The organism is Oceanospirillum sediminis, from assembly GCF_014164585.1.
GTDB lineage: Bacteria > Pseudomonadota > Gammaproteobacteria > Pseudomonadales > Halomonadaceae > Oceanospirillum > Oceanospirillum sediminis.
Genome location: NZ_JACJFM010000096.1, coordinates 1 through 635, shown reverse-complemented (window position 1 = coordinate 635; position 635 = coordinate 1). Strand labels below are relative to the sequence as shown.

At 38.7% G+C, this 635-nt stretch carries 1 protein-coding gene; it reads left to right on the top strand.

What is annotated here, in order from left to right:
* Window positions 1-589 (top strand): hypothetical protein (locus H4O21_RS28010; RefSeq protein ID WP_220495845.1); only part of this gene is annotated, 589 nt, incomplete at its 5' end.
* Window positions 590-635 lie beyond the last annotated feature (46 nt).

Below are 635 nucleotides of genomic sequence, written 5' to 3'. Positions count from 1 at the left end.
CTATAACGTTCGTGTACTTGCCTTAGATGACATTGACCCTGAAACATTAAGCAGATTTGATGCGATTGTGGTTGGTATTAGAGCCTACAACACGCTTGATGACATTGAATTTAAACAACAACAGTTATTTGATTTTGTGGCAAATGGCGGCAATATGATTGTACAATACAGCACATCCTATCGTTTAAAAACAGATAAATTAGCACCTTTCGATTTAAAGATTTCTAGAGATCGTGTAACCGATGAAACTGCAGAGGTACGATTTTTAAACCCAGACCATGAGGTATTGAATTTCCCCAATAAAATCACTCAAAACGATTTTGAGGGTTGGACACAGGAGCGTGGCTTGTATTTCGCCAATAGCTGGGGTAGTGAGTTTACTCCTATCCTTTCCATGAACGATAAGGGAGAAACACCAAAAGAAGGTAGCTTATTGGTTGCTAAGCATGGTAAAGGATATTACATGTACACAGGCTTGAGTTTCTTTAGAGAATTTCCCGCAGGCGTATCTGGAGCTTACAGACTGTTCGCCAATATGTTATCCTTGGGCAAGGATGAAATTAAGGCTTCACTAAAACTAGAAGACTAATCATGGAAAAGGAAGCACCAAAACAAAAATGGAACAAATTATACAC